The organism is Escherichia sp. E1130, assembly GCF_005781065.1.
In the GTDB taxonomy this organism is placed as follows: domain Bacteria; phylum Pseudomonadota; class Gammaproteobacteria; order Enterobacterales; family Enterobacteriaceae; genus Escherichia.
In genome coordinates this window covers 507992-532458 of sequence record NZ_VATL01000004.1, presented here as the reverse complement: position 1 = coordinate 532458, position 24467 = coordinate 507992, and the positions used below count along the sequence as shown (strand labels likewise).

The window sequence follows — 24467 nt, the reverse complement described above, 5'->3', positions numbered from 1 at the left end:
GCGTCTTATCAGGCCTATGCCAGACTGCGCAATAGCCTGATTTAGCGTGATTTTGTAGGTCGGATAAGGCGTTTACACCGGATCCGACATCAATGCCTGATGCGACGCTTACCGCGTCTTATCAGGGCTACCTTAACCATTGGTTAATTTTTCAAACTCTTCACACCCGGTATCAAACCCTTCCATACAGCTCAGGTTCAACCAGTGCAGCGCCTTCTGTTTGTTCTTCTCGATAAAACCTTCTTCACCGTTTAAGAACATCATTCCTGCCCAGTACTCGGAATAACCGGTACGGGAAATCGCAGAGCTACGCTTGAAATACCAGGTCGCTTTCTCATCATCGGCCTTAATGCCTATGCCGTTGGCGTAAATCAAACCAAGCAGCATCTGGGCATCGACGGCGGAGTCGTTCTCCAGATCTTCCGAGGCGTTTTCTAACAGCGAAATCGCCTTCGGATAATCCGGTTTACCTGCCTGAGTATTCACCAGAATATGTGCCAGCGTCACTTCACCTTCTTTACTGCCCGCTTGCGCTGCTTTTTCGGCGAGAATTTTTGCTTGTGGATAGTCCAGACTGACCGGATTGGTGATTTTAATCTGCGCCAACAGCGCGCAGGCATCGGCATCACCACTGTCGGCGGCTTTCTGTGCCCAATATTCGGCTTTGCTCAAATCGCCGGAGCTAAACCAGCTGTCGGCAAGAAAATATTGTGCGCGTCTGTCTCCGGCCTCTGCCGCCTTTACATACTGGCTGCCAGGCTCAGAGTCATTCGCGTGGGCAAAGAATGTCAAAAACAACATCAATGCGATAATTTTTTTCATTTTGATAATACGATTGGGTAGGGTGTATCCAGTATAAAGAGTTCGAATGGATAAAAAAACAGCCTCCCAGAGGAGGCTGTAGAAGGGACTTATTTACGCCAGTGCCGCTTCGCGCAGGCGAGTTTTCAACTTGTTGTACTCGTCAATAACGTACTGCTCGGCGGCGCGCTGATCGGCGATCGGCTCGACGCGCACGGCGCAGTATTTGTATTCCGGCGTTTTGGTAATCGGGCTTAAGTTCTCGGTAACCAGCTCGTTACAGGCGCCAATCCACCACTGGTAGGTCATGTAAATCGCCCCTTTGTTAGGACGATCGCTGACCTGCGCACGGGTGATAATTTTGCCTTTACGCGAGTGCACCCAAACCAATGCCTCATCTTCAATACCCAGACGTTTGGCGTCTTCGGTATTGATTTGTGCGTAGCCAGGTTCATCAGCCAGCGCTGCCAGTGCCGCACAGTTACCGGTCATCGAACGGCAAGAGTAGTGGCCAACTTCACGCACCGTTGACAGTACCATCGGGTACTCGTCGGTGAGTTTGTCGATTGGCGCTACCCAGTCGCAGGTGAAGAACTGCGCCAGACCGTTCGGGGTATCAAACTTCTCTTTAAACAGATAAGAAGTCCCCTGATCGGCATCTGACGTATCGCGGCAAGGCCACTGGATGAAGCCCAGTTCGCCCATTTTCTCGTAAGTTGCACCGTAGAAATCCGGGCACAGATGACGCAACTCGTCCCAGATCTCCTGGGTGTTGTTGTAGTGCATCGGATAACCCATACGGGTGGCGATTTCACTGATAATCTGCCAGTCCGTTTTCAGATCCCACTTCGGTTCAACCGCCTTGAAGAAACGCTGGAAGCCACGGTCAGCCGCAGTATAGACACCTTCATGCTCGCCCCACGACGTTGACGGTAAAATGACATCCGCTGCCGACGCGGTTTTGGTCATAAAGATGTCCTGAACGATGACCAGTTCCAGATCTTCAAAGGCTTTACGGACTGCCGACAGTTCCGCATCCGTTTGCAGCGGGTCTTCGCCCATAATGTACGCGGCACGCACTTCGCCATGCGCTGCGCGGTGCGGCAGCTCGCTGATGCGATAGCCGGTATGAGCAGGCAGGCTTTCTACGCCCCAGGCTTTGGCGAATTTCTCGCGGTTAGCCGGATCTTTCACGTACTGGTATCCCGGATACGTATCCGGCAGCGCGCCCATATCACAGGCGCCCTGCACGTTGTTCTGACCACGAACCGGGTTAACACCCGCATGCGGCTTACCGAGGTTACCGGTCAGCATCGCGAGGCTGGTCAGAGAACGGACGGTTTCCACGCCCTGATAGAACTGGGTCACACCCATGCCCCACAGAATAGATGCGCTTTCCGCCTGGGCATACATCCGCGCCGCCTGACGAATCTCACTGGCGCTAACGCCGGTGATATCTTCAACCGACTCCGGCGTGTAGCCTTCAACGATTTTACGATACTCTTCAAAGCCCTCTGTGCGAGAAGCGACGAACGCTTTGTCGTACAGATTTTCTTCAATAATGACATGGCCCATCGCATTCAACAGCGCGATGTTCGAGCCGTTTTTCAGTGCGATGTGCATGTCAGCAATGCGCGCGGTTTCAATTTTGCGCGGATCGCAGACGATAATTTTCGCCCCGTTACGTTTAGCGTTAATCACGTGATTCGCCACGATAGGGTGGGAATCCGCCGGGTTGTACCCGAAAACGAACACTAAATCGGTATTATCAATTTCGTTAATGGCATTGCTCATTGCGCCGTTACCGACCGATTGGTGCAGACCTGCAACCGATGGGCCGTGTCAGACGCGAGCGCAGCAGTCAACGTTATTGGTACCAATAACGGCGCGCGCAAATTTTTGCATTACATAGTTGGTTTCGTTACCCGTACCACGCGAGGAGCCTGTCGTCTGGATGGCATCCGGACCGTACTTCTCTTTGATGGCGCTCAGGCGCTCGGCAACGTAATTCAGTGCCTCATCCCAGGAAACAGGTTCGAGTTTGCCGCCACGCTGGCGACGGATCATGGGGGTTTTCAGGCGCGGGGTCAGGATCTGGGTATCGTTAATAAAATCCCAGCCATAATAACCCTTCAGACACAGAGTACCCTGGTTGGTTTTCCCCTGTGCTGCCTCCGCCCGGACGATTTTGCCGTTATCGACGACCAGGTTGATTTTGCAACCTGATGCGCAATATGGGCAAACCGTGACGACTTTTTTCATCAGTCTCGCTCCAGTTAATCAAATCACGCATACGCGCTCTCGACCACAGTATGCATCTTTTATGCCACATTTTATTTGAGGCTATTCCCTGATATTACGGGCACTATTTATTCAAAACTCTGACGAAAAACAGGCTGTCGTCAGTTTTGACGTGACGAAACGAAATACCGCGTGACAGCCATCACGCGGCAGACATTTTATTTTTTCTCAACGACGGGAGCCGCCTGATACCCACCGCCCAGCGATTTCATCAACTGAATACTTTGAATCACACGGCGGCTGTCCAGCATCAGTAATGACATCTCTTCGGAAAGCACCGGCAACTGAGCTTCGGTGGCCAGTAAACGGCTGGTTAGACCGCGTTGGTAGGCGGCGTCGGCGGCACGCTGGGTGAAGCGGGTTGCTTCTACGCGTTCTGCCTGCATCTCCCGCTCGTCGTTGAGCGTTTGCAGACGTGTGCCATTGACTGCAACGTCGCGCACCGCGTTCAGTACTGACTGGTTGTAACGTTCAATCATCATGTTGCTGGCGGCGCGAGTGCCTTCGAGATTGGCATTCAACCGTCCACCGTCAAACAGCGGCAATTTCAGACCCGGGATGAAGTTGAACTGGCGACTGGTTTTTTTGAATAAGGTATCCAGGTGGATGGAGTCCAGACCGAAAAACGCTTTGATATCAAAGCTCGGATAGAACAACGCCCGCGCGGAATCTACCTGATCTAATGACGCCTGAACATACCAACGCATGGCTTGCAGATCCGGGCGCCTGGCGAGCAACTCATAAGAGAGTGTCGCCGGAATACCGGTCTGTACTTGCGGTAATGCCACCGACTTGATCTCCGGCATATCGCTGGCTCCCGCGCCAATCAATGCACGCAGAGATTCTCGCGTTTCGGTGATTTGCCCTTTGACGGCAGCAATTTGTTTATCGACGGCCAGAATCTGCGCCCGCGCGCCGTGGAAAGGCACTTGCGCTTCCAGACCGTGCGCCACTTTGCTCTGGTGCGCTCTCACCGCGTAATCAATCACATCGCGAGTTTGCTCTAACAGATCAAGCATCTGGTAGCTGGCCTGCATGCTGTAATAAAGCTGCGCTACGCCAGTGGTCAGCGATAGCTCTACTGCTGCGGTTTCTGCCAGCGCGGCATTATGCGCGCCAATGGCGGCGGCAACCGCCGAGCGATGCACACCCCACAAATCAAGATCCAGTCCGGCAAACAAACCTACTGTGGCTTCCGTATAGTACGGCCCGTCCATACCCAGTGCTGGCGCATCCATTGAATAAGGGCTTAAAAAACCGTTCGCCGAGACGCGTTGGCGGTTGAGCATCCCTATCGCCGCCACCTGCAATTGTGAACCGGCATCTAACAGGTCGGCCTGTGATTGCGCTTTTTCTTCCCGCAGTTTCGCTTCGGCAAGCGTGTGTGAACCTTGCAACGTGTGCTGGATCAGGGCATCCAGTTGCGGGTCGTTAAATTGTTTCCACCACTGCGCCTGCGGCCAGCCGGAACTGGCCAGATGAATATCATCGGCAAGTTTGATTTGTTCCGGTTTGAGCTGTTGATGAGGCGCAGAATCCTTGCGTACCAGGGCACAGCCGGAAATCAGCGTCGTGCTGCCGAGAATGCTGCACAACAGCAGACGTGAAAGTTGACGATTGATCATTGTGTGGCTCCTTGTGCCTGTTCCGTGGCGGGCGTTAATGCCGGGGCTGTCCAGTCTGGCAAGCGGGCGAAAAGCTGGCAGACGTGTTGCTCCTGTTTTAATAAGGTGGGCAGGATGGCCTGCGAGGCGGGTGTTTCTTCAAGCGTTATTTGAGGAGAACGGCTGAGTGCAGTTGCCAGACCGGCGGCGTATTTCTCCAGTGCGTCGGCAAACTGGCCTGCTCTGTCCGGCTGTAGTGCGTTATCCAGCGCCTGCGCCGAGTTCCAGGTCGCATCCCAGGCGTGAAGAATGTCGCGTCCCTGACGAATAACCGTTTGCGAACGTTCAATCAGTAATGCGCGTTCTTCGCTGTCCAGTTGACGCTCCAGAGCCACGCGTTGGCACATCTCTTCACAGGCATTAAACGCCGCATGCAGACCTATGCGAATTTGCAGATAAGTGCGCAGAGCCGTGGCTTCCTGCTGGCGTGGGATCCGCATTACTTTACTTAACATACCCAGCGCGCCAGCCAGTTTTTGCGGCAGCGTGCGCGCTTCACTTTCGGGCCAGACAAAGGTGTAAATCACCGCGGACACCACGGTACCAATGATGATACCCAGGGCGCGATCGCGAATTTCCACCAGGTCGTACACCGGGCCAAAAACGTTTTCGAGCGTGGCGAGCGCGAAGGTGACCACCATCTGTGTGCCGATATAAGAAGAACGTTCGGAGCTGGTGGCAATCCATGCGCCCAACAGGAAAATCGGTGCCAGCACAAACAGCAATTCGACAATATTGTCCAGCCAGGGCATGACCAGTAGTGTAAATAACAGCGCCAGAATCGCGCCGCAAAAAGCCCCGCCAAAACGCAGCACCATCTTCTGGTACGACGAACCGACGTTCGGGTTAGCGACGATCACGCAGGTCAGCATACAGGTGTGAATGCCTTCCCAGTCCACGCCGCTGTAGAAGGTGTAACAGATCAAACAGGCGAGCAGCGTTTTTACCGCGTAGCGCATATAGTCTGGATTGGTAAAAGCATCGGCGACCATTGACGGCGGTTTGGCTGCGGGCGTTGGCGGCGTATTCGGGTCCATCTGACCCAGTTGCAATAACGTCTGGCAGATATTCTCCAGGTTACATTCCCGTGCCGCCATCGCTTCATCTTCACTAAGTCGCCAGTCGCTTTGCCAGCACTGACCTTTGGCAATGGCATGTCGCAGCTTGTTGATTTCTGAGGCTAATTTTTGCCGAAATTCAATGATTGCCTGAGAATCAGCAAAAGAGGTGGGATCGTAGCGATTCAGCGTCGAGTAAATGTAGGTTACCGTTGCCACGCAGCTTTGCCACCATGCGCTTTGAGTTCGCCAGTTGGCATCGTCCGCGAGACAAAAGACATTGAGTTTTTGCAGCGCCAGCGCCTCTCTTTCAATCCGCGTTTCGGGTAGCGGTGCGAGGCTGTCCGTCAGGTGACCAATGGCATCATCAAGCCGATCATTAAGCGCCTGATGCATTTGCGTAATGGCACGACTGGGAAACCACAGCACGCCGATTAACGTCATCAGCAAGGTTGGATAGAGGCCAACAACGATACACCACAGCGTTAAGCGCACGACCACTTCCGGATAGTCGAGCATGGCGGGGAAGGTTTGCCCGTAAATAGCGACAATGGCGACGGCGAAAAAGACCAGCCCCAGCCGATGGGTGCGCATCAAAAACATGCAGCCCATCAGGATCGGTCCGGCGATGATCAATCGGATCAACGGTTCGCCGTATGACCATTTGTAGATCAAAAACAGGCTGGCGATCTCCAGCACCGTGGCGACCATAAACAAGATCGCCACAAATTTGGTGTAAAACGCGTTCGACTGAATACCGTAAAACAGCACTGCCAGCGATAACGCCACAAAAGGGATCTCAAAGGTCATCGAGATCAGAATCACCAGCAGGCAGCCTACCCAGAGTTGCACGGTCTGCGGCACGCGGCCTGGTCGCCGCTCGCTTAACTCTTCATGAAAGAACGCCAGCAGCCTGACCACCGGTAATGGCAGGGAGTTGAGCGCGCTCATTATTGCGGCTCAAGATTAGCGACTGCCGAAGCACCGATGCGGAACATTTCCGGATCGGGTTTATCAACCATGATTTTGACCGGAAAACGCTGGGCGACGCGGACCCAGTTAATAGACCGAGACACTTTCGGCAGGCCGCCCAGCACCAGGCCGCCGTCATCCGGTAGCACGCCGTAGCCAATCGAATCCACTTTACCCTCGAAGGTTTTGCCGCTGTCGCTCATCAGGCGAATCGTTGCGGGTGTACCTGAGCGAATATTTTTCAGATCGGTTTCGCGGAAGTTGGCGATAACGTACCAGTGACGAGTGTCGATTAGCGTGAAGATAGGGCGCATGGCAGAAGCAAATTGCCCGACGGAGGTTTTGAGGGAAATGACCCGGCCATCAAACGGCGCGCGAACGGTTGCCATTTCCAGATGCAGTTTCGTCAGCGCGATATCCGCTTCGACTGCCGCACGCTGGGCAACTAATGCATCGACGCCGCTGACGGCGCTGGCGGCTGACTGCGCCTGCAACAATACGGCATTAAGATCCGCTTCTGCGGCGCGCTGCGCCGTTCTTGCACGGTCAACGTCTTCCGCTGAGACAAAACCTTCTTTCAGTAATGGCTCGGTGCGGCGTAATGTATCGCTGGCCTGTTTTGCAGCGGCACGGGCTTTTTCTACCGTGGCATTAACCGAGTCGGCACCAAACTGTTGCGCGTCAACGCTACGCTGGGTGAGCATAATTTGCTTATCCAGCGCCGCGAGGGAGGCTTCAGCTTTCGCCAGATTGGCTTCGTACGGGCGCGGGTCGATGCGGAACAGCAAATCGCCCTGTTTCACCGCCTGGTTGTCGGTGACCGCCAGTTCTACAATGCGACCGCTGACTTCCGGCACCACATCAATGGTATCTGCTGACGCGTAAGCGTCATTAGTTGATGGCGCACTGTCTACGCGCCAGATAACGAAAACAATGGCAACCAGCGCCAGCGCAACCACTAACAGAGCAGGGAATTTACTGCGAGGAGCTTTTTTCGGCGTACTTTCCATGAGCGCGTCTCAAATAGATTAGAAAAATGCCAGCCAGAACAGCATGGCGTAGAGAGCAAAAAGGGCGGTATAAATAATTCCGACAAATGCCAGATTGATATTTGCCCGCTGAATAATTTGCCTCGTGATGAGCGTCAAAATAAGGCTGGCAATGGCGCAGAAAAACCAGCTGGGATAATAAGCGCCGATCACCGGGATTGCGGGAGATAATGAACATCCCGAAACCATGAAGACGGGAATTATCCAGGCTGTTTTTTTGAGTTGCATCGCCATGCGAGAGAGAACTGTTGGCATATTAAATACATCCTGTCTGCTGCGAACAATATCTGTAGTGAATATCAATATCCATTGAAGGCGTCAGTATGGCTATTTTCTCGATGAATAAAAATAGCTTTATTCAGCCACCGCATTCATAACTTATATATTTTATGTATTAATTGGTTGTATGTATTTTTAAGATAAATACTTTTGGGGGCTTAAGCGCCCCCAAAAGCGAGTGGCATTAATTTGGAGTTACGATATTCACCCACAAATCGAAATTATCCAGACAGGCAATAATTTCTTCCAGTTTCGCGCCATTGCCAATAATTTTGGCTTTCTTCGCTTTTACCAGATCCGCCATTTTGGCTTGCCCGGTCAGCACGGCGTGAAGATCTTCACGGCTGATGTAGAAAGAGGCGTTGGCTTGCGGTTGCAGTGTTTTACGGTAGTTAAGCACGCTATCGTTCAGCGTCAGGTTGAGGTTATCGCCGTTGCTCATATTGAAGTTCAGGCTGATATTTTTACCCGCGGCTTTCGCGCTATCGAGGCGAACGGCCATAAAGTCGAACAGCATTTCGACCGACATTCCGCGAATGGTGTCCGGGGAACCGGTGGTGCCGTGGCTGAACTTATGTACCCCTTCGCGCAGTTCTTTCGCGCCGGTCAGGTAGAAACCGCGCCAGGTAGCGGACTCGGCCTGATAGCCCAGCTGTTCAAAGTTATTCGCTTGCAGATTCTTCGCCACCTGGTCACCCGGGTTGGCGGCGATCACCTGTTTCAGCAGTTCTGCCGACCAGCGATAATCACCTTGCTTGTTCGCTTCTTTCGCCAGGTTGATGACACGGGCAGAACCGCCCAGCGCCTGCACATAACGTTTACCCATCTCCACCTGACCATACGGATGCAGGTTAGCCGGGTTACCGTCGTAATAGCCAAGATAGAAGTTATACACCGCGCGGGCGTTGTGGCTGACAGAACCGTAATAGCCGCGGCTGGCCCAGTTATTGGCAAGCGCAGGTGGCAGCTTAATCATGTCGCCGATTTCATTCATGGTGTAGCCCTGGTTCGCCAGGTGCAGGGTCTGGTCGTGAATGTACTTGATAGTATCGCGATATTTACCAATATAATCATTGATATGCTTGTTGCCCCAGACCGGCCAGGTGTGCGGCATAAACAGTACTTCCGCTTCGTTACCCCACATATCCAGCGTTTCGTTCAGATACTCGGTCCACTTGCTGGTGTCGCGGGTTTTCGCGCCGCGCAGAGTGTAGAAGTTGTGCAGGGTATGCGTGGCGTTTTCGGCGGTACACAGGGCTTTCAGGGCCGGAATATAGAAGTGCATTTCGGCTGGCGCTTCGCTGCCTGGGGTCATCAGGAAGTCAAACTCCAGGCCGTCGATAATCATCTTCTCGCCAGTTCTGACGATAGTTTTAGTCGGTGCAATAATGCTCGGGTCGCCCGTTGCCAGCGTCACACCGAGGCCGTTGCCTACGTTGCCTTGCGCGTTGTGCGGCAGTAACAGACCGTAAGAGTAGAGCGCACGGCGGCTCATGATGTTCCCCGCCAGCACGTTTTCGCTGATGGCTTCGTCCATAAAACCAGCTGGGGCAATCACCTGAACTTTGCCGGATTTCACATCGGCTTCAGAGATAATACCTTTCACGCCACCATAGTGGTCGGCGTGGCTGTGAGTGTAGATAACGGCAACAATCGGTTTTTGCGGACGATGCTGGAAGTAAAGGTCAAGTGCGGCTTTTGCGGCAGGTGGCGTCACCAGCGGGTCGATAACAATAATGCCTTTCTCGCCCTCAACGAACGTAATGTTAGAGATATCCTGGCCGCGCACCTGATACATTTTATCGGTGACTTTGAACAGGCCAGAAATACCGTTGATTTGCGACTGACGCCACAGGCTGGGGTTTACGGTTTCCGGCGCAGCGGCATTAATATCAAATTTGTAATCGTCCGCGCGGTAGTAAACTTTACCGTTCGCATCACGCAGAATACCTTCATCCAGCAGCGGGGCGATAAATCCACGCTGGGCATCGTCAAAATCCTGACGATCGCTAAACGGCAATGATTTGGCGTAATTCTGATTAACCTGCTGGGTATATTGAGTGGCGCCTTTCGCTTCATCTGTTGCGTAAGCGGTATTTATCATCATGCCGCTGACGGTGGTTAAGGCAATAACAATCCTGCTCAAACGGAATAACCGAGAGTTATTCATATAAATCTCCATTTATCATTTATGTCGTAAATATGTAATCCATGCAAAATACGTCATTTAAAGCTGGCGTTATCATAATTGGGAATTTGCGACTTTAATAAGTGGAAGTGTGAGCGGAACGAGCCATTTTATTAGGCATTTGTGCTGAAGAGGGAAAATTACGGCATATTTATTATTGTCATCAATAATGTGACCTAACTTATGTTTTTATTATATATATTGCTTTTCTCTTTCACTTCGGCAAGAAGTCCGCACAATGATTAATCAGGTGAATAATTCGGAGTATAACCATGAAACCTGTTGTGCTGGTGGTGGATGATGACACGGCTATCTGCGCACTGTTGCAGGACGTGTTAAGTGAACATGTCTTTACGGTTTCAGTCTGCCATACCGGGCAGGAGGCAATATCACGTGTTGAGGGCGATCCTGATATCGCGCTGGTGGTGCTGGATATGATGCTACCCGATATCAACGGCCTGAGGGTATTGCAACAATTACAGAAAATGCGTCCTGCACTGCCGGTGGTGATGCTGACCGGCCTGGGCAGTGAGTCTGATGTGGTGGTCGGGCTGGAAATGGGCGCAGATGATTACATCTGCAAGCCGTTTACCCCACGGGTCGTGGTCGCGCGACTAAAAGCGGTGCTACGGCGCGTTGGCGCGCTGGCAGTCAATGAGGAGAAAAACGCCGGGCTGTCATTCAATGGCTGGTATCTCGATACCACGCGCTGCCAGTTGCACAATCCGCTACAACAACATGTCGAGCTGACCCAGGGCGAATATGGCTTGTTACTGGCCCTGGCGCAAAACGCTCGTCGGGTATTGAGCCGCGAGCAGTTGCTGGAGTTCACCCACAGCGATAGCGTGGAGGTGTTTGATCGCACCATCGACGTATTAATCATGCGCTTACGCCGCAAAATCGAACTAAACCCGCATCAGCCGATGTTGATTAAAACTCTGCGCGGTCTGGGGTATGTCTTCGCTGCCGACGTGCACTAATCCGACAATTCTGTTTGTAGTTCTTCCAGCGTTTTTGCCCCGTCGATAGCATTGGCACATAACAGGCTTGCCCGCGCGCAGGCGTGTGCCAGTTTGATGCTCTCGGTAAGCGTCCAGCGTTCATGGCAGCCATATAAAAATCCGGCACAAAATGCATCGCCCGCGCCGACGCTGCCGATAATTTCCCGTTGTTCTAACTTTTGCGAAGGGATCCACACGCCGCCCTGTTCCGGTGTCTCTCCCCAGGCACCTTCCGGGCAGTGGATCACCACTCGCTGGCGTACGCCCGCATCTAACAGTTCACGCGCGGCGGCAGCAATATGCACGATATGCGGTTCGCCGTTGGGTAAGCGAATTTCCAGCCCGCTAAACTCCCCGGCCTCCAGTTCGTTAATTATCAGATAATCCAGATGGCGCAACGCGGGCAGCACCATCGGCTGATAACGCGGATCGCCCTTGCGGGAGACAAGGTCGAGCGAGGTTTCAAAGCCATTATCACGCATTTGCGCCAGCAGACGCGCGCTACGAGTACCGTAAACATCGTCCGGCATATCCAGGCTATCGAGCAACAGTAAATAGCCGAGATGGAAAATCTTCATGCTGTTATCAAGCTGATCGAACGCCGGAAGATCAAGCAGTCGGTTAGCGCCCGGCGAATGGAAAAAGGTGCGCTGCCCGCCGGGGTCGGTCATCACCTGCGACATCGACGTCGGGGCAAAGGTGGTGCGCTGCACATGCTGGCGATTGACGTGATATTGCTCAAGCATCGCCATGATGTAATCGCCGTCGCTGTCCTGACCGATTAGCCCGACCGCCTGTAACGGCAACCCGGTGCGCATTTTCGCCAGCGTCAGCAGGACGTTAAGCGGCGCGCCTCCGGTTGAGCGTTCGCTGTGGGTGATTTCCGCCAGCCAGCCGCGCTCTGGCCACTGGATAATCTGATGGACGTGGTCAACCAGCATATTGCCTGCGGCGATAATCCCTTTACGTTCCATCATGCTTGCCCCGCACTGCCGAAAATACGCATCTGTTGTGCAACCGTATCGCTGATGGCGGCTTCCACTGCCAGCAGTAACTCGGCGAACTCGTCATACATCGGCTGACGGCGCGCCATTCGGGCCTCAACGGCTGCCAGCGCCGCTTGCGACATACCCGTGTAGAAATTGATTTTGTGGATACCCCGTTCGATGGCGCGGCGGAAATCGGCATCGCTAATCCCTGAACCGCCGTGTAACACCAGCGGGATAGCCGCCTGCTTGCGGATGGCGTCGAGACGCGGGAAATCGAGTTTCGGTTCGCCGCGATATTTGCCGTGTGCATTGCCAATCGCCACGGCCAGCGCGTCAATGCCGGTACGGTCGACAAAATCACGCGCCAGTTGCGGATCGGTAAACAGAGATTCATCGGCATGACCGTAAAGCGCACCGCCTTCGTCGCCACCTACCGCGCCCAGTTCAGCTTCTACCGATACGCCAACGGCATGGCACATTTTCACCACTTCCCGCGTCTGGCGGACATTTTCTTCATACTCCAGCGTGGAGCCGTCAAACATTACCGAGCTGAATCCCAGCCGCAACGCTTGCACCACCGATTCAAAATGCAGCCCGTGATCGAGATTTAACACCACCGGAATGGCATGGCGCGCCGCTTCAAATTTCACGGCTTCGACCAGGGAATCCAGCGAGATATATTTAAAATGTACTTCGGCAATGTTGATAATAAACGGCGAGCGTTCCTGTCTGGCCGTAGCGAATAGCGCGCGTAAAAAGTGTGAGTCCAGCACATTAAACGCGCCTAACGCATAGTGATGTTCGCGGGCATGAGCCAGCCCTTCAGCGAGAGAAATCAACGGCATAACGTTCTCCTTATTCAGCGGAACTGGCGGTATTCGTTACACAACACCAACTGGGCCGGTTCGTCTTCGTCAATCAGGTTGTAGCGGTCCAGCGGCTGTAAAAAGTGGTTATCGTGGTCGTCGTCATTAACAGAAGAGACTTCGCCAACCAGCACATCGCCAAAACCGGCTTCTGCCCAAAAGCTGTGATAAAGGCCAGGCGGCAGGCAGATACTTTCGCCGGGAGACAGGCGCAACTGACTGCCTGCGGTATGTTTCTGGCGGCAGCCGTCGATCACCACCGTAACGTCGCTATCAACCGTTTGCTCGTTGCTATTGGCATTCCACAGTTCAACAATCAAATTGCCGCCGCCGCGATTGATAATGTCCTCACGCTTACGCCAGTGAAAATGCATTGGCGTTACCTGCGCATCGCGCACATGCATGATCTTCTCGGCGTAACATTTCACATACGGCATTCCTTTTGGTGAGCCGTTACGCAGGGTAAACAGCGTCAGCCCCTGTGCAGCAAAGTCGTTGCCACCAAAAGCGGTAACATCCCAGCCGAGTTTGAGCTCAAAAACTTCCTCCCACGCAGTGGAGTCGAGTTGTTGCCATTGGGCAGGCGTGAAACTGGCAAAGGGCGGAAGATGCACGTCATGTTGCGAAAAGAATTGCCGTGTATGGCCGAGAATGTCGTTTATAGCGGAGCGTTTCATCGAAAGCGTTCTCCTTAGCGGTGGCCGGGCAGCTGCGCCGCCCGGCGTGTGGACTTATTTCACCGTCCAGCCTTTGTAATTGCCGACGTTGTTTTTGTCGATCATCGTCACCGGGATCAGCACCGGCTCTTTCGGCGCGGGTTTGCCCTGCAAAATGTCGTAGCCAATTTCCACCGCTTTCGCTGCCATCACCTGGGGATCTTGCGCAGGGGTGGCGACAAACAACGAGTTCTCACGTTTCAGCGCCTCTTCGGCGTCCGGGCTTCCGTCAACGCCGACAATAAAGAACTCGCTACGTTGTGCCTGTTTGGCTGCCAGATCGGCACCGATCGCGGTGGGATCGTTAATGGCAAATACGCCGTCGATCTTCGGATTTGCCGCCAGCAGTCCGGTCATTACCTCCAACCCGCCTTCACGACTGCCTTTGGCGTTCTGGTTGTCAGAGAGCACCTTGATATCAGGATGGCGTTTAAATTCAGTCTGGCAGCCTTCAACGCGGTTTTGCACGGCGGACACCGGAGGTCCGTTGATGATCACCACGTTGCCTTTGCCTTTCAGGCGATCGGTGATGTACTTACAGGCCATTTCGCCTGCCTGGGTGTTATCGGAAGTGATGGTGGCATCGGCGCCTTCTGCCGCTACGTCAACTGCGACGACCACGATCCCGGCGTCTTTCGCCCGTTTCACCGCCGGGCCGATCCCTTTTGAATCGGCAGCGTTGAGGATGATCATATCGACGTTAGCGGCGATAAAGTTGTCGATCTGCGACACCTGCTGGCCCAGATCGTAGCCGCTGGACACCAGCGTCACTTTGACGTTATCGCCCGCCAGTTTGCGCGCTTCCAGCTCCGCGCCTTTGGTGATCTGCACGAAGAATGGGTTTGCCAGATCGCCTACCGTCACGCCTATCGACTTCAGTTCTTTTGCCTGGGCGAACGGTGCTGCGGCCAGCAGCGCGCCTGCACAGAGCGCGGTCACTAAGGGCTTCAATCTCATGCTGTATTCCTCATGTGTAGGGTATTGTTGTTATGCGCTTTGATGATGTCGGGTACGGTATTTATCGATCAGCACCGCAATGATGATCACCGCCCCTTTGATCACCAGTTGCCAGAAGTAAGAGACGCCCATTAGGGTCATGCCGTTGTTTAGCGTGGCGATAATCAGCGCCCCAACCAGCGTGCCGGTGATGGTGCCGATACCACCGACAAAACTGGTGCCGCCGAGGATCACCGCCGCAATGGCATCCAGTTCGTACCCCATGCCTAAGTTGCCGTTGGCGCTGTACAGCCGCGAGGCGCTCATAATCCCGCCAAGCCCTGAAAGCAGGCCGCTCATGCCATAAACAAACAGCAGCACCAGCCAGACCTTAATGCCGGTAAGACGCGCTGCCTGCATATTGCCGCCGACGGCGTAGATATGAACGCCAAGCGTGGTGCGGCGCAGAATAAACCAGCACAGCACAATCACTGCGAGGGCAATCACCACCAGCCACGGGACAGGCCCAAGATAGTTATTACCTATCCACTCGAAATTAATGTTGGAGTTGATGACCGTGGTGCCGTCCGCCAGCAGATACGCCGCCCCGCGTAGCGCCGTATAGGTGCCGAGCGTGACGATAAACGGTGGCAATCCGGCAAAGGCCACCAGCGCGCCGTTGAACAAACCCAGCAGCAGGCCGAGCATCAGCGCCGCTGGAATCGACAGCATGGCGAACTCCGGGCTAAGGGAGACGACCATCGCCGCTACCGCCGTGGTGCCGAGAATTGAACCTACAGAAAGGTCGATCCCGCCAGTCAAAATGATGAAGGTCATCCCCGCCGCCAGCACAATGTTGATCGACGCCTGGCGGGTAATATTTAGCAGGTTGCTTTCGGTAAAAAAGTTTGGCGCGATAAAGCCAAATACCGCCACGATCAGGATCAGAATCGGCAAAATGCCGACCGTTTGCATCAGATCGCTCATCAGCATTTTTTTGGCAGAGGTCTTTGCAGATGTCGTCATGAGGGCACCGCCTGGGAATGGGCGTCGTTGACGCCAGTCGCTAAGGTCATAATGTTTTCCTGGGTGATGTTTTTGCCGTTTAACTCACCGGCAATGCTGCCTTCGCGCATCACATAAACGCGATCGCTCATGCCAACTATCTCCGGCAGTTCGCTGGAGATCATCAGGATCGCCACGCCTTTGCGCGCCATCTCGTTCATGATCCGGTAGATCTCGCTTTTTGCGCCGACATCCACACCACGCGTGGGTTCGTCGAGCAGTAAAATACGCGGGCCAATCGCCACCCAGCGGGAGATCAACAGCTTTTGCTGATTGCCGCCTGAAAGCCCGCCCGCTCTCACCTGGGCATGAGGCACGCGGATGTTGAGCAACTTGATGGCGTCATCGGAGATGGTTTGTGCTTTTTTGCGGTTGAGTATTCCCCAGCTGGCATCGCGCTCCAGGGTTGCCATAGTGATGTTTTCGGCTGCCGCCATTTCAAGGAACAAACCTTGTTCTTTGCGATTTTCGGTGAGAAAACCAATGCCAAGATCGATAGCTTCGCGCGGGGAGTGGATCACCACCGGTTCGCCATCGACTTCAATCATTCCGCTCGTCGCTTTATGCACGCCGAAGATCAACTGTGCCAGTTCGGATCGTCCGGCGCCCACCAGCCCGGCGAGGCCGACAATTTCACCGGAACGCACCAGCAGGCTACTCGGCTGGACTTTGCCACCGTCGGTCAGGTGGTGAACATTCAGGCGGGCTTTGCCGAGCGGGATATCGCGCTCTTTATTGAACAGATCGCTCAGTGGCCTGCCGACCATCATCCGCACCAGTTCAGCGGCGTTGAGATTGTCGCGGGTCAGGCTGCCAACGTATTGCCCGTCGCGCAGCACGCTGACGCGATCGGAAAGCTCATACACTTCCGCCATGCGGTGGCTGATATAGATAATCGCCATCCCTTCATCGCGCAGCCGCATAATCAGTTCAAACAGGCGGTGAGTTTCACGCGAGGAGAGGGCGGCGGTGGGTTCGTCCATCACCAGAATGCGGCTGTTGCGATGCAGCGCGCGGGCGATTTCGACCTGTTGTTGCTCGGCAATGGTCAGCGTCATGACTTTATCGCTGGCGTTAAACTGCGCGCCGAGGCGGTCGATCACTTTTTGCGCCTGCATCAGCATCTCTTTGCGCTGCACCAGCCCGCCGTGGGAAAGCTCGCTGCCGAGGAAAATGTTTTCAGCTACCGTCAGATTCGGTGCCAGCTGCATCTCCTGATAAATCAACGTAATACCGGCGCTTAAGGCATCTTTTGGCGTGCGAATGTGAAAGGGCTTGCCGTCAATCAGGATCTCGCCGCTGGTGGCGGTATATGCCCCCGCCAGCACCTTCATCAGTGTGCTTTTTCCCGCGCCGTTTTCCCCCATCAGAGCATGGATCTCGCCTGGGTAGACCGTCAAATCCACCCCTTTGAGCGCATAAAATTTGCCAAAAGCTTTGGCAATATTGCGCATCTCCAGAACCGGCGTGCTGTTCATGGCGGACTCCTGCGAGGTTGTCGATATCAGCACTCCATCACAGGAAAGTAAATGCAAAATGTCAGAAGCCGTTCATATTTGTCATATTGCGATTTTTCTTTACGGAGCGTGATATGGCGCACCCCGGACGTCACTTTTTTGCCAGCGCGCGCGGGCGATTGCTGCTTTTAAATTTGCTGGTGGTGGCGGTGACGCTGATGGTCAGCGGCGTGGCGGTAATGGGCTTTCGTCATGCCAGCCAGATGCAGGAGCAGGTGCAGCAACAAACGGTGGATGATATGACCGGCAGCCTGAATCTGGCGCGCGACACGGCAAACGTGGCGACGGCGGCGGTGCGATTGTCACAGGTGGTGGGGGCGCTGGAATATAAAGGTGAAGCCGAGCGATTGCAGGAGACACAGCGGGCATTAAAAAGCTCGCTTGAGCAACTGGCGGACGCGCCTTTAGCGCAGCAGGACGCCGGGCTGGTGACGCGAATCATCACGCGTAGTAACGAACTGCAAACCAGCGTCGGCGGAATGCTGGAGCGCGGGCAAAGGCGGCATCTGGAGCGTAACGCGCTGTTAAGTTCGCTATATCAAAACTTAAGTTATCTGCGACATTTGCAAAAAGTCACTCACGCGGAAGATGACATTTTGCTTAACGAGATGAACCGACTGATTGTTGCCGCTATTGCCACGTCCGCGCCGCAGGCGATTATTCATCAACTGGTCGGGGTGATGTCTGCATTACCGACCCACAGCGATACGCCATTGGTTAATACGCTACTCACTGATTTCAATGATGAACTGCGCAAGCTGGCGCCGCTTTCGGCCGCTCTCGAGCAAAGCGATCTGGCGATCAGCTGGTATATGTTCCACATCAAAGCGCTGGTGGCGATCCTCAATAGTGACATTAACCGTTACGCCGAACAGGTGGCGACGCTCTCCGGTCAGCGGGTGGCACAAAGTTACCAGGATCTGCGCTCCGGCGAGAGGCTGATCATGATTTTCGCTCTGTTAGCGGTGGTGATCACCGCGTTTGCAGGCTGGTATATCTATCGCAATCTCGGCTCTAACCTGACGGCAATTTCCCGCGCCATGAGCCGCCTGGCGCACGGTGAAGCGGACGTCACTTTTCCGGCGTTACAGCGACGCGATGAGTTGGGTGAACTGGCGCGCGCCTTTAACGTTTTTGCCCGCAATACCGCGTCACTCGAACGAACCTCACGGCTGTTGAAAGAGAAAACCACGCAGATGGAGATTGCCCAAACCGAGCGGCAGGGGCTGGAAGAGGCGCTATTGCACAGCCAGAAGTTGAAAGCGGTCGGGCAACTGACGGGCGGGCTGGCGCATGATTTTAATAATCTACTTGCAGTGATTATCGGCAGCCTGGAGCTGGTGAACACGGACTCGCCCGACGCGCCGCGAATACAGCGGGCGCTGCAAGCCGCCGAACGTGGGGCGCTACTGACCCAGCGGCTACTGGCGTTTTCCCGCAAGCAGTCCTTACATCCGCAAGCCGTTGAACTGAAAACTCTGCTGGAAGAGTTAAGCGAATTAATGCGCCACTCCTTACCGGCAACCCTGGCGCTGGAGATCGAAGCGCAGTCTCCGGCGTGGCCTGCGTGGATTGACGTCAGCCAGCTGGAAAACGCCATCATCAATCTGGTAGTGAACGCCCGCGATGCGATGGAAGGGCAGACGGGAATCATCAAAATTCGCACCTGGAATCAGCGTGTCACCCGCAGCAGTGGGCAGCGACAGGACATGGTGGCGCTGGAGGTCATCGATCATGGCAGCGGCATGTCGCAGGCGGTGAAAAGCCAGGTGTTCGAGCCGTTCTTTACCACCAAACAGACGGGCAGCGGCAGTGGGCTGGGCTTGTCGATGGTCTATGGTTTCGTGCGCCAGTCGGGCGGGCGCGTAGAAATTGAAAGCGCGCCGGGGCAGGGAACAACGGTCAGATTACAGCTTCCCCGCGCGCTGACGGTGGCGAAAAACCTCTCGCCAGCGGTGGTAGAGCAGACAGCCGTCAGCGGCGATAAACTGGTGTTAGTGCTGGAAGATGAAGCCGCGGTGCGCCAGACCATCTGCGAGCAGTTGCACCTGTTGGGCTATTTGACGCTGGAAGCGAGCAGCGGCGAACAGGCGCTGGACCTGCTGGCGGCATCAACGGAAATCGATATTTTTATCAGTGACTTAATGCTCCCCGGCGGTATGAGCGGCGCAGAAGTGGTCAATGCAGCCCGCAAACTTTACCCGCACCTGACGCTGCTACTCATCAGCGGCCAGGATTTACGCCCCAGCCATAACCCCGCGCTGCCCGATGTGGCGCTACTGCGCAAACCTTTTACCCGCGCGCAGCTGGCGCAGGCGCTGGGGCAAATTGAGGGATAATTTTCAGAATTTATCAAGAGGCCTGAAGCAAACGTGCTGCTATTGTGAGCAATTCTGTTCTGAATTGAAGTGATTTACATATGATCGTGATGCCAACCACCTATAGCCCTATGACGGTTGCTCGTTCTTTTCGCGTGGTGGAAGAGATCGAGCTTTCTGGACGTCTGTTACAGGTAATTTATGACAAGCAGACGCCAAGAGCGGCCATCATTGAAGCGGACATTGAAGTTTTTGCAGGCGTGCCGCGTCATCGGGTACTTGCCGCTCTCGATCTGCAGCGTAAAAAAGAGTTCGGCAGCGATATCATTGCCGTTGAACGCTGGTGGGAAGACTCGGATCTGGTACAGGTGGAAGGTATTTGTGTCTCTCCTGGTGAGCGCGATAAGGGGCTGGCAACTCGGCTGTATGAAGCGCTAATTCTGCAATGCGGTATCACGCTAATCAGCGATTTTGATCAATATGATGGCGGGAAGATGCTCTGGCAGAAGATCGCGCGCGAGTCCGATCAGATTTCCGTGTTTGTATTAGACACTGAACAAGGGGCATTTTGGCCTTACGATAGCACGAAAGTGATCTACGATGGCGGTTGCATTCCGGAAGAGCGTATCTGGAGTATTTCACCGGATCAAAAATGTCATGGCATTGTGCTGGTGGCGGAAAATAAACAGTGAGCTAACCAGCTAATGGAAGAGTCTGCGCCTTACCGAATTTGAGATTACTCCGCTACTCCGCTCATTCACACTCAACTAACGTTAAGCCAGTCCATTGCAGAGACTGGCTTATGAAACCTTACTCCACGCTCTTTCTTTTCACCCTGCTCACGCTGTCCACCGTTCCGGCCCAGGCCGATATTATCGACGACACCATTGGCAATATTCAGCAGGCGATTAACGACGCTTATAACCCTGACCGTGGGCGAGACTATGAAGATTCGCGCGACGACGGCTGGCAGCGTCAAGTGAGCGACGATCGGCGCAGACAATATGACGACCGCCACCGCCAGTTTGAAGATCGCCGCAGGCAGCTGGACGATCGCCAGCGCCAGCTTGATCGGGAGCGTCGGCAACTGGAAGATGAAGAGCGGAGAATGGAAGATGAGTATGGGCGGTGAGGGGGCCAGTGCGCACATTCTCCCCATCACGCTACCCCAATCTCCATCCCATCAAACCCCGCCTCAAATCCCGACGGCAGCGCGTTCTCCATCAGCCACGCATCAAACTGGTGGCTGATGTGCGTCAGAATCACGCGCGGCGAGCGGATAACTTCATTCAGCGCCAGCACGGTGTTTAAATCGCAGTGATTACGCGGCGCATCCTCGCGCGGCGGGTGGCTGCAATCAATCACCATCACTTGCGGCTGGTTATTGCGTAAAAATTTCAGCGTTTTTTCCGGCAGGCCAGCGGTGTCAGACAGCCACGCCACCCGGCTATGTGCCGTTTCCAGTAAATAGCCGAAAGTGAGTTTTGAGTGGGTGAGCGGCAGGGGCGTGACCTGCACCCCCTGCAAATCAAACACTACAAACGGTTCCACCGTGTGGCTGAAATCAAGCAGGCCCGGATGTTTAAACAGATCGTCGCAACCCTGTTCATCCGGCGGGCCGTAAACCGGGATCGGATCGCCAACGCCCCAGCGCAGCGGAAACAGCCCCTGCACGTGATCCATATGATAATGCGTCAGCAAAAACTGCTGGAACGATCCGGGTGACCAGCGATCGGCGAGATCGTGCCGCCCGGCGTCGATCAGGGTGACAGCCTCGTTAAACTTCACCACGCCGCTGCATGGCTGGCGGCGATACCGCGGTGAGCGCCGCGCTCTGACGCAGGCCGCGCACTCACAGCCCCATGCCGGAACGCCCTGTGCGCCGCCAGTGCCGGTGAGCGTGAGAGTCAGGCTCATGTTACAGCGCCTTCGTGAAGCGGAAATGGCTCTGCTCGTAGCCTTCGCGCAGATAGAAACGGTGCGCGTCGTGGCGCTTCACGTTGGTGGAAAGCTCGGTCATTTCGGCCCCGGCCTGGCGGGCTTCTTCTTCTGCCCATGCCAGCAACTTGCTACCCACGTTCAAACCGCGCGCCTGCGGCATCACCACCAGTTCCTGAATTTCGCCGATCCAGTTGACATGATGCAGATGAAACTGCAAATGCAGGCCGATCATGCCGACAACTTCGCCATCCAGCAGCGCCAGATGGTAGCGCATATTCGGGTCGCGCAGGTTGGCGTTAAAGCCCACGCGAAACGCGTGATGGTCAAACTCCGCCTGTTTTAGCTCACAAATCAGCGCGTAAACCGCGTCGGTATCGTACTGCGTGGCCGGGCGAAGCTCATAAGCAGGCATGGTGTTTCTCCTTCTGATGGATCAGCGTCAGCAGCGTGTCGACCGACTGGCGCAGGCTGCCGTCATTGTTGAGCGTATGGCAATCCTGCGGAGTATAGCGGGCGGCGCGCGCCAGCCGGGCGTTAATTTCACTGGGGTTTTCACGCCCACGGTTTTCCAGGCGCTGGCGGAGGATCTCCGGCGAAACCTGTAAACAAATGGGCAGCAGCGCCGATTGATAGCGCGCCCGCGCCTGCGGCAAATGCGCGCGTGAGCCGTTGACTACCACGTCGAATCCAGCGTGCAGCCAGAGGTCAATCTCGATGCCGACGCCATAATACAGACCGTTAGCGTGCCAGCTTAAGGCCAACAGATTTTGCCCCGCGCGGGTAAAAAACTCCTGCTCGCTCAGGGCGATATGGTTTTCGCTTCCGGCACAGGCATCGCGCGTGATGTAGCGATGTGCCACCAGTAACTGCGCCTGTTCCCGCTGGCGCAGCGCCGCCAGCAGGCTGTCTTTCCCGGAGCCGGAAGGCCCCATCAACCAGATTAGCTTTCCCATCATCAGAACACCCTTTTACCCTGACGCCAGACGTGGTCGATATGAATATGATTGCCCTTGCGATGCGCCAGCACCAGGTCGGCGCGTTTGCCCTCGCCAATCACCCCGCGATCCTGAAGATTCAGCGCCTGGGCCGGATTTTTGGTCACCAGCTTCACCGCCTGCGGCAGCGTAAAGCGGTTGCTCTGGTCATCGGCGACGCGAAATGCCGCATCCAGCAGGCTGGCGGGGTAGTAGTCGGAAGAGAGGATATCCAGCAGGTCAAGCTGCGCCAGTTCACTTGCCGCCACGTTGCCGGAGTGCGAGCCGCCACGCACGATATTCGGCGCGCCCATCAGCACGTTCATGCCATGCTTACGCGAGGCTTCCGCTGCTTCAAACGTGGTGGGAAATTCGGCGATCACGCTGCCAAGCTGGTGGGATTCGGCGACGTGGGCGTGCGTGGCGTCATCGTGGCTGGCAAGCGCAATCTGGCGTGTGCGGCAGATCGCGGCAATGGTTTCGCGATTCGGCTGCGACCAGCGTGCGGCGAGCGCCAGTTGTTCCTCTTCGTACTGCTGCATCTGCGCATCGGTGAGCGAGTATTTGCCCTGATAATATTCGCGATACTTCTCGCGGTTGGCGAACTGGCGCTGGCCGGGTGAGTGGTCCATCAACGACACCAGCGTGACTGGCTCGCGCTGCACCAGTTTTTCAAACAGCGGCAGCGTGGTGTGATGCGGCAGTTCGCAGCGCAGGTGCAGACGGTGCTCGGCGCGGTTGACGCCGCGTTTCTGCGTCTCTTCGATGGCGTTGATCATCTTCTCCAGATTCTCCAGCCGATCGCCGCCGTCGCGCACATCACCAATCGCCACGGCGTCCAGCACGGTGGTGATGCCGCTCGCCACCATCAGCGCGTCGTGGCTGCTCATCGCCGAGTGGGCAGGCCAGTCAACTTTCGGGCGCGGGGTGAAGAATTTATCGAGGTTGTCGGTATGCAGCTCAATCAGCCCCGGCAGCAGCCAGCCGCCTTCGCCGTCCATCGCTTCTGGCAGGCGGCTCTGGCTTTCGGCAAAGGCGCGGATTTCGCCGTCCTGCATCTCCAGCGAACCGTGCACCACTTCGTTTTCCAGCACCAGTTTGACGTTATTGATAATCATGCAGAGGCTCCCATTGGGTGCAGGCGGTCGGCGACGTCATTGCGTACGGCTTCATCATGGAAGATGCCGACGATGGCCGCGCCACGGGCTTTGGCTTCGCGAATCAGCTCGACTACGGCGGCGCTGTTTTTGGCGTCCAGCGAGGCGGTGGGTTCGTCGAGCAGCAGAATGGGGTAGTCGACGATAAAGCCACGGGCAATGTTGACGCGCTGCTGTTCGCCGCCGGAGAAGGTTGATGGCGCAAGGTGCCACAGGCGTTCCGGTACGTTCAGGCGCGTGAGCAGACGCGCGGCTTTAGCGGCGCAGGCTTCACGCGGAACGCCAGTATCGAGCAGCGGCTGCATCACCACTTCCAGCGCCGAAATACGCGGGATGACGCGCAGAAACTGGCTCACCCAGCCGACGGTGGTTTTGCGGATTTCCACCACTTTGCGCGCTGGTGCAGTGACCAGGTCTACCCATTCGTCACCGTGTTTGATCTGGATTTGCCCTTCGTCGGGCAGATAGTTGGCGTACAGCGAGCGCAGCAGGGTTGATTTGCCGCTGCCGGAGTGGCCGTGGAGCACCACGCATTCGCCCGCGTTGACGGTGAGCGAGGCGCGTTGTAAGACGGGCAGGCGCACGCCGTTTTGCTGGTGCAGGATGAAGGTTTTACTGACGTTTTGTACGTTAATCATTTTTCGCCTCGTGGTTCGGGTGTCGGATGCGACGCTG

At 55.2% G+C, this 24467-nt stretch carries 22 protein-coding genes; 4 read left to right on the top strand and 18 right to left on the bottom strand.

What is annotated here, in order from left to right; genetic code table 11:
- Nucleotides 1–132: 132 nt before the first annotated feature.
- From yjcO to yjcS, 7 genes are all read right to left on the bottom strand, one after another.
- Nucleotides 133–822: a Sel1 family TPR-like repeat protein YjcO gene (gene yjcO / locus FEK66_RS05330; RefSeq protein ID WP_064525643.1), complete on the bottom strand. Its 690-nt coding sequence runs from the start codon at nucleotides 820–822 to the stop codon at nucleotides 133–135.
- A 93-nt stretch (nucleotides 823–915) separates the two neighbouring features.
- Nucleotides 916–3063: a formate dehydrogenase subunit alpha gene (gene fdhF / locus FEK66_RS05325; protein WP_077629246.1), complete on the bottom strand. Its 2148-nt coding sequence runs from the start codon at nucleotides 3061–3063 to the stop codon at nucleotides 916–918.
- A gap of 197 nt (nucleotides 3064–3260) precedes the next feature.
- The gene (gene mdtP, locus FEK66_RS05320; RefSeq protein ID WP_130205853.1) at nucleotides 3261–4727 is read right to left on the bottom strand and encodes a multidrug efflux transporter outer membrane subunit MdtP; all 1467 of its coding nucleotides are present in this window, start codon (nucleotides 4725–4727) and stop codon (nucleotides 3261–3263) included.
- Nucleotides 4724–6775 carry a multidrug efflux transporter permease subunit MdtO gene (mdtO, locus tag FEK66_RS05315; protein ID WP_135495155.1) on the bottom strand — a complete coding sequence of 684 codons (2052 nt, stop codon included), beginning with the start codon at nucleotides 6773–6775 and terminating at the stop codon, nucleotides 4724–4726. The genes mdtP and mdtO overlap by 4 nt, the downstream gene beginning before the upstream one ends.
- A complete protein-coding gene (mdtN, locus tag FEK66_RS05310) occupies nucleotides 6775–7806 on the bottom strand; it encodes a multidrug efflux transporter periplasmic adaptor subunit MdtN (RefSeq protein WP_135495154.1) in 1032 nt (343 codons plus the stop codon). Before mdtN ends, mdtO begins: the two co-directional genes overlap by 1 nt.
- Before the next feature lie 18 nt (nucleotides 7807–7824).
- Nucleotides 7825–8100: a YtcA family lipoprotein gene (locus FEK66_RS05305; RefSeq protein WP_135495153.1), complete on the bottom strand. Its 276-nt coding sequence runs from the start codon at nucleotides 8098–8100 to the stop codon at nucleotides 7825–7827.
- A gap of 208 nt (nucleotides 8101–8308) precedes the next feature.
- The gene (gene yjcS, locus FEK66_RS05300; protein ID WP_135495152.1) at nucleotides 8309–10294 is read right to left on the bottom strand and encodes an alkyl sulfatase YjcS; all 1986 of its coding nucleotides are present in this window, start codon (nucleotides 10292–10294) and stop codon (nucleotides 8309–8311) included.
- A gap of 290 nt (nucleotides 10295–10584) precedes the next feature.
- On the opposite strand from yjcS, the gene FEK66_RS05295 reads away from it, so the two are divergent.
- A complete protein-coding gene (locus FEK66_RS05295; protein ID WP_135495151.1) occupies nucleotides 10585–11292 on the top strand; it encodes a response regulator transcription factor in 708 nt (235 codons plus the stop codon).
- On the opposite strand, the gene FEK66_RS05290 is transcribed toward FEK66_RS05295, so the two are convergent.
- From FEK66_RS05290 to FEK66_RS05265, 6 genes are read right to left on the bottom strand one after another with little or no spacing between them, the layout of a single operon-like run.
- Nucleotides 11289–12290 carry a carbohydrate kinase family protein gene (locus tag FEK66_RS05290; RefSeq protein ID WP_130205861.1) on the bottom strand — a complete coding sequence of 334 codons (1002 nt, stop codon included), beginning with the start codon at nucleotides 12288–12290 and terminating at the stop codon, nucleotides 11289–11291. The two genes, FEK66_RS05295 and FEK66_RS05290, sit on opposite strands and share 4 nt — an antisense overlap.
- Nucleotides 12287–13147: a ketose 1,6-bisphosphate aldolase gene (locus FEK66_RS05285; protein ID WP_135495150.1), complete on the bottom strand. Its 861-nt coding sequence runs from the start codon at nucleotides 13145–13147 to the stop codon at nucleotides 12287–12289. Before FEK66_RS05285 ends, FEK66_RS05290 begins: the two co-directional genes overlap by 4 nt.
- A 14-nt stretch (nucleotides 13148–13161) precedes the next feature.
- Nucleotides 13162–13845, bottom strand: coding sequence for a D-lyxose/D-mannose family sugar isomerase (locus FEK66_RS05280; protein WP_135495149.1), 684 nt, complete (start codon nucleotides 13843–13845; stop codon nucleotides 13162–13164).
- A gap of 54 nt (nucleotides 13846–13899) precedes the next feature.
- The gene (locus tag FEK66_RS05275; RefSeq protein ID WP_130205867.1) at nucleotides 13900–14841 is read right to left on the bottom strand and encodes an ABC transporter substrate-binding protein; all 942 of its coding nucleotides are present in this window, start codon (nucleotides 14839–14841) and stop codon (nucleotides 13900–13902) included.
- A 30-nt stretch (nucleotides 14842–14871) separates the two neighbouring features.
- Nucleotides 14872–15846: a hypothetical protein gene (locus tag FEK66_RS05270; RefSeq protein WP_021557441.1), complete on the bottom strand. Its 975-nt coding sequence runs from the start codon at nucleotides 15844–15846 to the stop codon at nucleotides 14872–14874.
- Entirely contained in the window at nucleotides 15843–17363 is a 1521-nt protein-coding gene (locus FEK66_RS05265; protein WP_135495148.1) for a sugar ABC transporter ATP-binding protein, read from the bottom strand. Before FEK66_RS05265 ends, FEK66_RS05270 begins: the two co-directional genes overlap by 4 nt.
- A 113-nt stretch (nucleotides 17364–17476) precedes the next feature.
- Here FEK66_RS05265 and FEK66_RS05255 point away from each other — a divergent pair, with 113 nt between their 5' ends.
- The 3 genes from FEK66_RS05255 to yjdP all read left to right on the top strand — a co-directional run bounded on the left by FEK66_RS05255 (nucleotide 17477) and on the right by yjdP (nucleotide 20852).
- Nucleotides 17477–19741, top strand: a complete 2265-nt coding sequence (locus tag FEK66_RS05255; protein WP_135495147.1) for a hybrid sensor histidine kinase/response regulator — start codon at nucleotides 17477–17479, stop codon at nucleotides 19739–19741.
- An 80-nt stretch (nucleotides 19742–19821) separates the two neighbouring features.
- Complete coding sequence (locus FEK66_RS05250) at nucleotides 19822–20412, top strand: GNAT family N-acetyltransferase (protein WP_135495146.1); 591 nt, start codon at nucleotides 19822–19824, stop codon at nucleotides 20410–20412.
- Nucleotides 20413–20522: 110 nt separating this feature from the next.
- Complete coding sequence (gene yjdP / locus FEK66_RS05245; RefSeq protein ID WP_130205873.1) at nucleotides 20523–20852, top strand: DDRRRQL repeat protein YjdP; 330 nt, start codon at nucleotides 20523–20525, stop codon at nucleotides 20850–20852.
- Nucleotides 20853–20878: 26 nt separating this feature from the next.
- Here yjdP and phnP read toward each other — a convergent pair whose 3' ends face one another.
- From phnP to phnL, 5 genes are read right to left on the bottom strand one after another with little or no spacing between them, the layout of a single operon-like run.
- Nucleotides 20879–21637 carry a phosphonate metabolism protein PhnP gene (gene phnP / locus FEK66_RS05240; protein WP_130259486.1) on the bottom strand — a complete coding sequence of 253 codons (759 nt, stop codon included), beginning with the start codon at nucleotides 21635–21637 and terminating at the stop codon, nucleotides 20879–20881.
- Nucleotide 21638: 1 nt separating this feature from the next.
- Nucleotides 21639–22073: an aminoalkylphosphonate N-acetyltransferase gene (gene phnO / locus FEK66_RS05235; RefSeq protein ID WP_135495145.1), complete on the bottom strand. Its 435-nt coding sequence runs from the start codon at nucleotides 22071–22073 to the stop codon at nucleotides 21639–21641.
- Nucleotides 22060–22617 carry a ribose 1,5-bisphosphokinase gene (gene phnN / locus FEK66_RS05230; protein WP_131161364.1) on the bottom strand — a complete coding sequence of 186 codons (558 nt, stop codon included), beginning with the start codon at nucleotides 22615–22617 and terminating at the stop codon, nucleotides 22060–22062. Before phnN ends, phnO begins: the two co-directional genes overlap by 14 nt.
- Nucleotides 22617–23753, bottom strand: coding sequence for an alpha-D-ribose 1-methylphosphonate 5-triphosphate diphosphatase (gene phnM / locus FEK66_RS05225; protein ID WP_130205881.1), 1137 nt, complete (start codon nucleotides 23751–23753; stop codon nucleotides 22617–22619). Before phnM ends, phnN begins: the two co-directional genes overlap by 1 nt.
- Nucleotides 23750–24430, bottom strand: coding sequence for a phosphonate C-P lyase system protein PhnL (gene phnL, locus FEK66_RS05220; protein ID WP_000611425.1), 681 nt, complete (start codon nucleotides 24428–24430; stop codon nucleotides 23750–23752). The genes phnM and phnL overlap by 4 nt, the downstream gene beginning before the upstream one ends.
- Between the last annotated feature and the right edge of the window lie 37 nt (nucleotides 24431–24467).

What these genes read in the sequence shown, in the direction of transcription:
- yjcO (WP_064525643.1), bottom strand. Translation starts at nt 822, where the DNA reads ATGAAAAAAATTATCGCATTGATGTTGTTTTTGACATTCTTTGCCCAC.
- mdtP (WP_130205853.1), bottom strand. Translation starts at nt 4,727, where the DNA reads ATGATCAATCGTCAACTTTCACGTCTGCTGTTGTGCAGCATTCTCGGC.
- mdtO (WP_135495155.1), bottom strand. Translation starts at nt 6,775, where the DNA reads ATGAGCGCGCTCAACTCCCTGCCATTACCGGTGGTCAGGCTGCTGGCG.
- mdtN (WP_135495154.1), bottom strand. Translation starts at nt 7,806, where the DNA reads ATGGAAAGTACGCCGAAAAAAGCTCCTCGCAGTAAATTCCCTGCTCTG.
- FEK66_RS05305 (WP_135495153.1), bottom strand. Translation starts at nt 8,100, where the DNA reads ATGCCAACAGTTCTCTCTCGCATGGCGATGCAACTCAAAAAAACAGCC.
- yjcS (WP_135495152.1), bottom strand. Translation starts at nt 10,294, where the DNA reads ATGAATAACTCTCGGTTATTCCGTTTGAGCAGGATTGTTATTGCCTTA.
- FEK66_RS05295 (WP_135495151.1), top strand. Translation starts at nt 10,585, where the DNA reads ATGAAACCTGTTGTGCTGGTGGTGGATGATGACACGGCTATCTGCGCA.
- FEK66_RS05290 (WP_130205861.1), bottom strand. Translation starts at nt 12,290, where the DNA reads ATGATGGAACGTAAAGGGATTATCGCCGCAGGCAATATGCTGGTTGAC.
- FEK66_RS05285 (WP_135495150.1), bottom strand. Translation starts at nt 13,147, where the DNA reads ATGCCGTTGATTTCTCTCGCTGAAGGGCTGGCTCATGCCCGCGAACAT.
- FEK66_RS05280 (WP_135495149.1), bottom strand. Translation starts at nt 13,845, where the DNA reads ATGAAACGCTCCGCTATAAACGACATTCTCGGCCATACACGGCAATTC.
- FEK66_RS05275 (WP_130205867.1), bottom strand. Translation starts at nt 14,841, where the DNA reads ATGAGATTGAAGCCCTTAGTGACCGCGCTCTGTGCAGGCGCGCTGCTG.
- FEK66_RS05270 (WP_021557441.1), bottom strand. Translation starts at nt 15,846, where the DNA reads ATGACGACATCTGCAAAGACCTCTGCCAAAAAAATGCTGATGAGCGAT.
- FEK66_RS05265 (WP_135495148.1), bottom strand. Translation starts at nt 17,363, where the DNA reads ATGAACAGCACGCCGGTTCTGGAGATGCGCAATATTGCCAAAGCTTTT.
- FEK66_RS05255 (WP_135495147.1), top strand. Translation starts at nt 17,477, where the DNA reads ATGGCGCACCCCGGACGTCACTTTTTTGCCAGCGCGCGCGGGCGATTG.
- FEK66_RS05250 (WP_135495146.1), top strand. Translation starts at nt 19,822, where the DNA reads ATGATCGTGATGCCAACCACCTATAGCCCTATGACGGTTGCTCGTTCT.
- yjdP (WP_130205873.1), top strand. Translation starts at nt 20,523, where the DNA reads ATGAAACCTTACTCCACGCTCTTTCTTTTCACCCTGCTCACGCTGTCC.
- phnP (WP_130259486.1), bottom strand. Translation starts at nt 21,637, where the DNA reads ATGAGCCTGACTCTCACGCTCACCGGCACTGGCGGCGCACAGGGCGTT.
- phnO (WP_135495145.1), bottom strand. Translation starts at nt 22,073, where the DNA reads ATGCCTGCTTATGAGCTTCGCCCGGCCACGCAGTACGATACCGACGCG.
- phnN (WP_131161364.1), bottom strand. Translation starts at nt 22,617, where the DNA reads ATGATGGGAAAGCTAATCTGGTTGATGGGGCCTTCCGGCTCCGGGAAA.
- phnM (WP_130205881.1), bottom strand. Translation starts at nt 23,753, where the DNA reads ATGATTATCAATAACGTCAAACTGGTGCTGGAAAACGAAGTGGTGCAC.
- phnL (WP_000611425.1), bottom strand. Translation starts at nt 24,430, where the DNA reads ATGATTAACGTACAAAACGTCAGTAAAACCTTCATCCTGCACCAGCAA.